Source organism: Serratia montpellierensis, assembly GCF_020858655.1.
GTDB classification, from domain to species: Bacteria; Pseudomonadota; Gammaproteobacteria; order Enterobacterales; family Enterobacteriaceae; genus Serratia; species Serratia montpellierensis.
Genome location: NZ_VOSN01000013.1, coordinates 803011 through 809366, shown reverse-complemented (window position 1 = coordinate 809366; position 6356 = coordinate 803011). Strand labels below are relative to the sequence as shown.

The following is a 6356-nucleotide window of genomic DNA, read 5'->3' as shown; positions in this document are numbered from 1 at the left end:
GGACGACAACATGCTGCCGCCTAACCTGCGTGGCTATGCGCCAGAGGTGGTCGGGGTCGCCAAGACCAACGCCAAGGTGACGATCAGCCAGCAGGGACGTGTGATCTATGAAACCCAGGTGGCGGCGGGGCCGTTTCGCATTCAGGACATCAACGACGCCATCAGCGGCGAATTGGACGTGCGGGTGGAGGAGCAGGACGGCAGCGTGCAGGCCTTCAAGGTCAACACCGCCAGCATTCCCTACCTGACGCGGCCCGGATCGTGGCGCTTCAAGCTGGCCGCCGGCAAACCGTCGGACTGGCAGCACCATTCGCGCGGGCCGCTGTTCGGCACCGGCGAGTTCTCCTGGGGCGTCAGCAACGGGTGGTCGCTGTATGGCGGCGCGCTGCTGGGCGGCGACTATAACGCGCTGTCGCTGGGGATAGGCCGCGATCTGATGATGTTCGGCGCACTGTCGTTCGACGCCACCCAGTCGCGGGCGCGGTTGCCGCAGCGGGATGAGACGCTGAGCGGTGGCTCTTATCGCGTGAGCTATTCGAAAACCTTCGACGAGTTGGACAGCCAGGTCACCTTCGCCGGCTATCGCTTCTCGGAAGAGGACTTCATGAGCATGAGCGAATACCTCGACGCGCGCTATTACGGCAGCCGGGTCGGCAACAACAAGGAGATGTACACCATCACCTTTAACAAGCAGTTCCGCGACTGGGGGCTGAGCAGCTATCTCAACTACAGCCACCAGACCTATTGGGATCGTCCGTCCAACGATCGTTACAACCTGACGCTGTCGCGCTATTTCGATCTCGGTGAGATAAAAAACCTGAATCTGTCGCTGTCGGCCTACCGCAACCGCTACAACGAAACCAACGACGACGGCATGTACCTGTCGCTGTCGATGCCGTGGGGCAACGGCGCCACGCTCAGCTACAACAGCACGGTGAACCGCAACGACAACACGAACCGGGTGGGGTACTACCAGCGAGTCGATGAGCACAACAACTATCAGCTGAGCGCCGGCAGCTCGCGCCGCGGGGCCAACCTGAGCGGCTACTACAACCACGAGGGCGATGCGGCGCGCCTGAGCGCCAACGCCAGCTATCAGGAAGGGCGCTACAGCGCCGTGGGGCTGTCCGCGCAGGGCGGCATGACGCTGACGCCGGAAGGCGGCGCGTTGCACCGCGTCGGCATGATTGGCGGCACGCGCCTGCTGCTGGACACCAACGGCGTGGCCGGGGTACCGGTGCGCGGCTACGGCAGCACCGTCAGCACCAACCGCTTCGGCAAGGCGGTGGTGGCGGACGTCAACAGCTACTACGGCAACAAGGCCAGCATCGATCTGGACAAGTTGGGCGACAACGCCGAAGCCACCCGCTCGGTGGTGCAGGCCACTCTGACCGAAGGCGCGATCGGCTACCGTCAGTTTGACGTCATCGCCGGCGAGAAGGCAATGGCGATCGTCAAACTGGCGGACGGCAGCACGCCGCCGTTCGGCGCCACGGTGCTGAACGCCCGTAAACAAGAAACCGGCATCGTCAACGACGGCGGCAGCGTGTACCTGAGCGGCATCAACGCCGGCGAGATCATGACGCTTCACTGGAGCGGCGCGGCGCAGTGTCAGGTGCAGCTGCCTGCCACGCTGCCGGCCGACATGCTCACGCGTACGCTGCTGCTGCCTTGCCGGCCGATCGCCGCGGCGCCGGCGGAGCCGGTTGAATAAACTCATCATCCTGACTTTGGAGTTATCGACAACATGCAAACTTTTTCTCTGAAAACCGCGGCGGCGCTCGTGCTGCTGGGCGCCACGGTGTCGCAGCACGCGCAGGCGGCGATCGCGCTCGACCGCACCCGGGTGATCTTCGACGGCGGCCAGAATTCGGTCAGCCTCAATCTCAGCAACCAGAACAAGCAGCTGCCGTACCTGGCGCAGGGCTGGCTGGAGGACGAGCAGGGCAACAAGATCCAGAGCCCGCTGGTGGTGTTGCCGCCGGTGCAGCGCATCGAGCCGGGCAAACCGAGCCAGATCAAGATCCAGGCGCTGCCGGCGGCCAAACAGCTGCCGCAGGACCGCGAGACGCTGTACTACTTCAACCTGCGCGAGATACCGCCGAAGAGCAACAAGCCCAATACGCTGCAGATCGCGCTGCAGACGCGCATCAAGCTGTTCTACCGCCCGGCGGCGATCGTGCCGAGCCGTACCGACATGGCGACGCCGTGGCAGGAGCAGCTGACGCTGACGAGGCAAGGAGAGCGTTACCAGGTCAATAACCCGACGCCGTACTACATCACCATCGTCGATGCGGGCAGCAAAAAGGGCGGCGAGGGCGTGAAGGGGTTTGAGCCTTTCATGATCGCGCCGAAAAGCCAGGCGAGCCTGACCGTCAGCGCAGCGGCGCTGGGCGGCAGCCCGGTGCTGACCTACATCAATGATTACGGCGGCCGGCCGCAGCTGAGCTTCAGCTGCAGCGGCACGAGCTGCAAGGTGGTGCCGGAGAAGCGGACGGCGTCATAACCCGCCGTGAGAGCCATTCAGGGGTAAAGGATGAAACGAGAACGGAAAAAATCCGGCGCAGGCGCGTTGATGCTGGCGCTCAGTCTGGGCGTGATAGCGATGCCGCCGGCGCAGGCCGACGAGGTGGACAACTGGCAGGTAGAGGGTGCCAATGGCGTGCTGCAGGTGTACGGCGCGCTGACGGAGAGCGCCTGCCGGCTGGAGATGACCAGCGCGCGGCAGGACATCTGGCTGGGTGAGACCGGCACCGCACGGTTGCGGCAGGTCGGCGATCGCGGGCAGCCGGTGGCGTTCGAGCTGCGCTTGCAGGATTGTCTGCGCACCCCGGGCGGCCAGCGTGATGCGCGCACCGGCGCGTTGACCTGGGCGCCGAATCAGCCGGCGGTGACGGTCAGCTTCGGCTCGACGGCGGACAGCGACAACCCGCAGCTGGTGAAAGCGCAGGGCACCTCCGGGCTGGGGCTGCGCCTGCTGGACGGCCGCGGCCGCGACGTTCGTCTGGGCAGCCGCGGGGAACCGCTGCTGTTGACGCCGGGGCAAGATGCGTTGAGCTACAGCGTGACGCCGGAGCGAACCGCAGCGCCGCTGATGGCCGGCGCGTATCGGGCGACGGTGGATTTTAGGCTGAGTTATGACTGAGGCAAGGCGATGGCACAGAAGATAACGCGTTGCCGGGCACCGTTCTGGCTGGCGGGGATGCTGGCGCTGGGCCAACTGCCGGCGCAGGCGACCACGGTGAACGTGCGGGTCACCGTGCTTTCGCCTCCCTGCATCATCAACGGCGGGCGCCCGATCGAAGTGGACTTTGGCGATGAGGTGATGACCACCCGCATCGACGGCGCCAATTATCGGCGGGCGGTGAATTACACGCTGACGTGCAGCGGGCAGAGCAGCAACGGACTCAAGCTGCAGGTGCAGGGGGCGGCGAGCGGTTTCGACGGCCAGCTGCTGCGCACCAGCAAGGACGGGTTAGGCATTGCGCTGCTGAACGGCGGCCGCCGCTGGCCGGTCAATCAATGGCTGAGCTTTACCTATCCGGCCGCGCCGACGCTTGAGGCGGTGCCTGTGAAATCGGCCTCCGCCAAGCTGACGGCGGGCGAGTTTACCGCCGGCGCAACCATGAAGGTGGATTACCAGTAACGCGGGAGCGAGAGCATGAAACAACGTTTTACGGCGAGCGTGCTGCTGTGCGCCGCGATGGCGTGCCCTTCCGCCTGGGCGGAAAAAACGGCCGACATGCAGTTTCGCGGCACGCTGATCGCGCCGCCGCCCTGCACCCTTAACGACGATGGGATCATCGACGTGGACTTCGGCGATCGCGTCGGCATCAACAAGGTTGATGGCGTGAACTACCGGCAAACCATCAGCTACCGCATTCGCTGCGAACCGGGGATCGGTAAATGGGACATGCTGCTGAGCCTGACCGGCACCGCCGCGACGTTCGACGAAGCGGCGGTGCAAACCAATCGGCGCTCTCTGGGGATCCGCATTTACCAGAACGCCCAGCCATTCAAAGTGGGCAGCGCACTGCCCGTCGATCCCGCCAAACCGCCGGTGCTGGAAGCGGTGCCGATCGGCAAACCGGGTGAAGCTTTGACGGAAGGCGCATTCGAGGCCGCGGCGACGCTGCGGGCCGACTACCAATGAACAAGGAGGCGCGCGTGAAGACAATACAAGCCCGCCGCCGGCCAGGCGGCCACGGAGCCATCGGCCTGCTGTTGCTGACGCTGGGCGTGAACGGCGCGGCGCACGCGGTGGACAACCTGCGCATGCACGGAGCGCTGGTGGCGGAGCCTTGCGTCATCCAGCCGGGCGACGAGGACGTCGAGCTGGATTTCGGCACGCTGGTCGACAAATACCTGTACCTGAACCAGCGCACGCAGGGGCAACCGTTCGAGCTGCGGCTGACGGAGTGCGATCTCAGCCTGGGCAAGACGGTCTCGATCACCTTCAAAGGCACGGAGAATGCGCAGCTGCCGGGGCTTCTGGCGCTGGCCGCGAGCAGCCAGGCGCGCGGGATCGCCATCGGCATGGAGACGCCGCAGGGGCAGCCGTTACCGCTCAACAGCGCCGGCGGCAAGTACCCGTTGCAGAACGGCAGCACGGTTATCGGCGTACAGGCTTATGTGCGCGGCGAACCGGAAGCGATCGCGAAGCGAACCATCGGTCGTGGCGCTTTTAGCGCCATTGCGACTTTCAGTCTGGATTACCAATGAGCGCCGGGCTCCGGCACCACAGAATAAGGATATGACGCGATGCAGCGTGTTCACTTCAGATGGATGTACTTACTGCTTGGCCTGCTGCCGGGGCTGTGCTCGGCGCAAATATACTCGTACGTGACCAAGAGCACCGGCTCCCCCAGCAGCGCGTCCTATGAGTTTGTGCTCGAGAGTTGGGATACGGACGATGCGTCGCCCAACCCTTGTTTCCAGCAGGCTCAGTGCGCGATTGGGATTAACCACCGGCATACCAGTTCTAACACCGGCGGTAATGCAGGCGTGTCGCCATCCGCTTATGTCGTCGGTTCGGCACGTTATCCGCAAATTACCAAATTGGCGACGATGGGCGAGCTCAGTCGCTTTTACCAGAGCATCAATGCGCTGCCAATAAAAGGCTCGACTTTCCACAATGGCGAAGCCATTACCCAAGAGTGTGTTGGGCTGTTTTACAACACTCGTTCAGGCTCTGGGGTCGGTGACAGCAATGCGATCCTGATGCCCGGTAGCATCTGCGGCATCGTACCGCCGCCGGTCGGCGTGTGCGGCATCGATGAGCAACAGCTCGATCTGAACCACGGCGTGTTGTCGGACACCGAACTGACGGGCAACACGGCGCGCGGCAGCCTGCGCGTGGTGTGTTCGCAGAAGATGACTATCGTCATGTATATCCGCGTCGGCAGCAATGGCCGCTTGGAGCTGGGGAATTCCGGTGTCTACAGCACGCTACGGGTCAATGGCGCTCTGGGTAACCAAGGTTACCAGTTCACTGCGGATCCGCGTGGCGTCACGGTGCCAATTACGTCCACGCTCGGCGTGACCGGAACGGTCAAGGCCGGCGATTACTCGGGGCAATCGGTCGCCATTCTGGCGCTGCCGTAGCCGCATTACCTGCGCCGTCGCGATACCACGTTATGCCGTTGAGCTGCCCGCCATCGGGGGGGATGGCTCACGCCCGATGGCGACCGGAAAGGATTATTTCAAAGGGAGCGTGCCGATGGAAAGCACCATCACTCTGGCGTTTATCGATAATGACCGTTTCTTTATTGAAGGATTGCAGTGGCTGCTGCTGGCGTATTTCTCGCGCTGCGGCGTGCAGGTTCAGCTGCTGGACGCCGCACAGGCGCATCGGGCGGATATGGTGTTCCAGTCCGTGGAGCGAGACTGGCAGGCGCGTTTCTGCCGGTGTTCAGTGAGCGGCAGCCGACCGATCAATTTTGCGCTGCGTGAGCCGGGCGATATTCGCTGGCGCGATAAGCCGCGCTGCATCAGTGAAACGGGGGTGATCTTCCGCAATGACTCGCCGGACAGCGTAGTCAGACAGCTGGACCTGGCGCTGGCGGCACGGGTGCAAAGCGGGGCAGCGCACCGGTGCCATTGGTGCGAACGGCACCGCATTACCCGCCGTGAGCAGGACGTGATGCGCTATCTGGCCTGTGAATTGCCGCAGACTACCATCGCGCGCAACTTGCACCTGAGCGTGAAAACCGTCAGCAACCACAAACAGGCGGCGATGAGAAAACTGGGTTTCAAACGCAACGCGGATCTCTACCACTGGCTGAGAATGGGCGGGTTGAAAACCGTAGAGCGGCCGTGAGGGTAAGGGCGTGGCTCAGGCGCCAGACCCTAAGCCT

The 6356-nt window shown here is 63.7% G+C and carries 8 protein-coding genes; all 8 read left to right on the top strand.

Annotated elements, in window-relative coordinates; genetic code table 11:
• Positions 1-1714: fimbria/pilus outer membrane usher protein (locus FUU19_RS15650; RefSeq protein ID WP_230507182.1), on the top strand; the 1714-nt coding region annotated here is incomplete at its 5' end.
• Positions 1715-1747: 33 nt separating this feature from the next.
• Positions 1748-2506, top strand: a complete 759-nt coding sequence (locus FUU19_RS15645) for a fimbria/pilus periplasmic chaperone (protein WP_230490779.1) — start codon at positions 1748-1750, stop codon at positions 2504-2506.
• 69 nt (positions 2507-2575) lie between these two features.
• Complete coding sequence (locus FUU19_RS15640) at positions 2576-3145, top strand: fimbrial protein (protein WP_197833715.1); 570 nt, start codon at positions 2576-2578, stop codon at positions 3143-3145.
• 9 nt (positions 3146-3154) lie between these two features.
• The gene (locus FUU19_RS15635) at positions 3155-3646 is read left to right on the top strand and encodes a fimbrial protein (RefSeq protein WP_230490781.1); all 492 of its coding nucleotides are present in this window, start codon (positions 3155-3157) and stop codon (positions 3644-3646) included.
• Positions 3647-3661: 15 nt separating this feature from the next.
• The gene (locus FUU19_RS15630; RefSeq protein ID WP_141967975.1) at positions 3662-4153 is read left to right on the top strand and encodes a fimbrial protein; all 492 of its coding nucleotides are present in this window, start codon (positions 3662-3664) and stop codon (positions 4151-4153) included.
• A gap of 14 nt (positions 4154-4167) precedes the next feature.
• Entirely contained in the window at positions 4168-4722 is a 555-nt protein-coding gene (locus FUU19_RS15625; RefSeq protein WP_373275459.1) for a fimbrial protein, read from the top strand.
• Positions 4723-4761: 39 nt separating this feature from the next.
• Positions 4762-5604, top strand: a complete 843-nt coding sequence (locus tag FUU19_RS15620; protein WP_141967980.1) for an MrpH family fimbial adhesin — start codon at positions 4762-4764, stop codon at positions 5602-5604.
• Positions 5605-5719: 115 nt separating this feature from the next.
• Positions 5720-6319 (top strand): helix-turn-helix transcriptional regulator, encoded by a 600-nt coding sequence (locus tag FUU19_RS15615; RefSeq protein ID WP_230507173.1) that lies wholly within the window; start codon positions 5720-5722, stop codon positions 6317-6319.
• Positions 6320-6356: the final 37 nt, after the last annotated feature.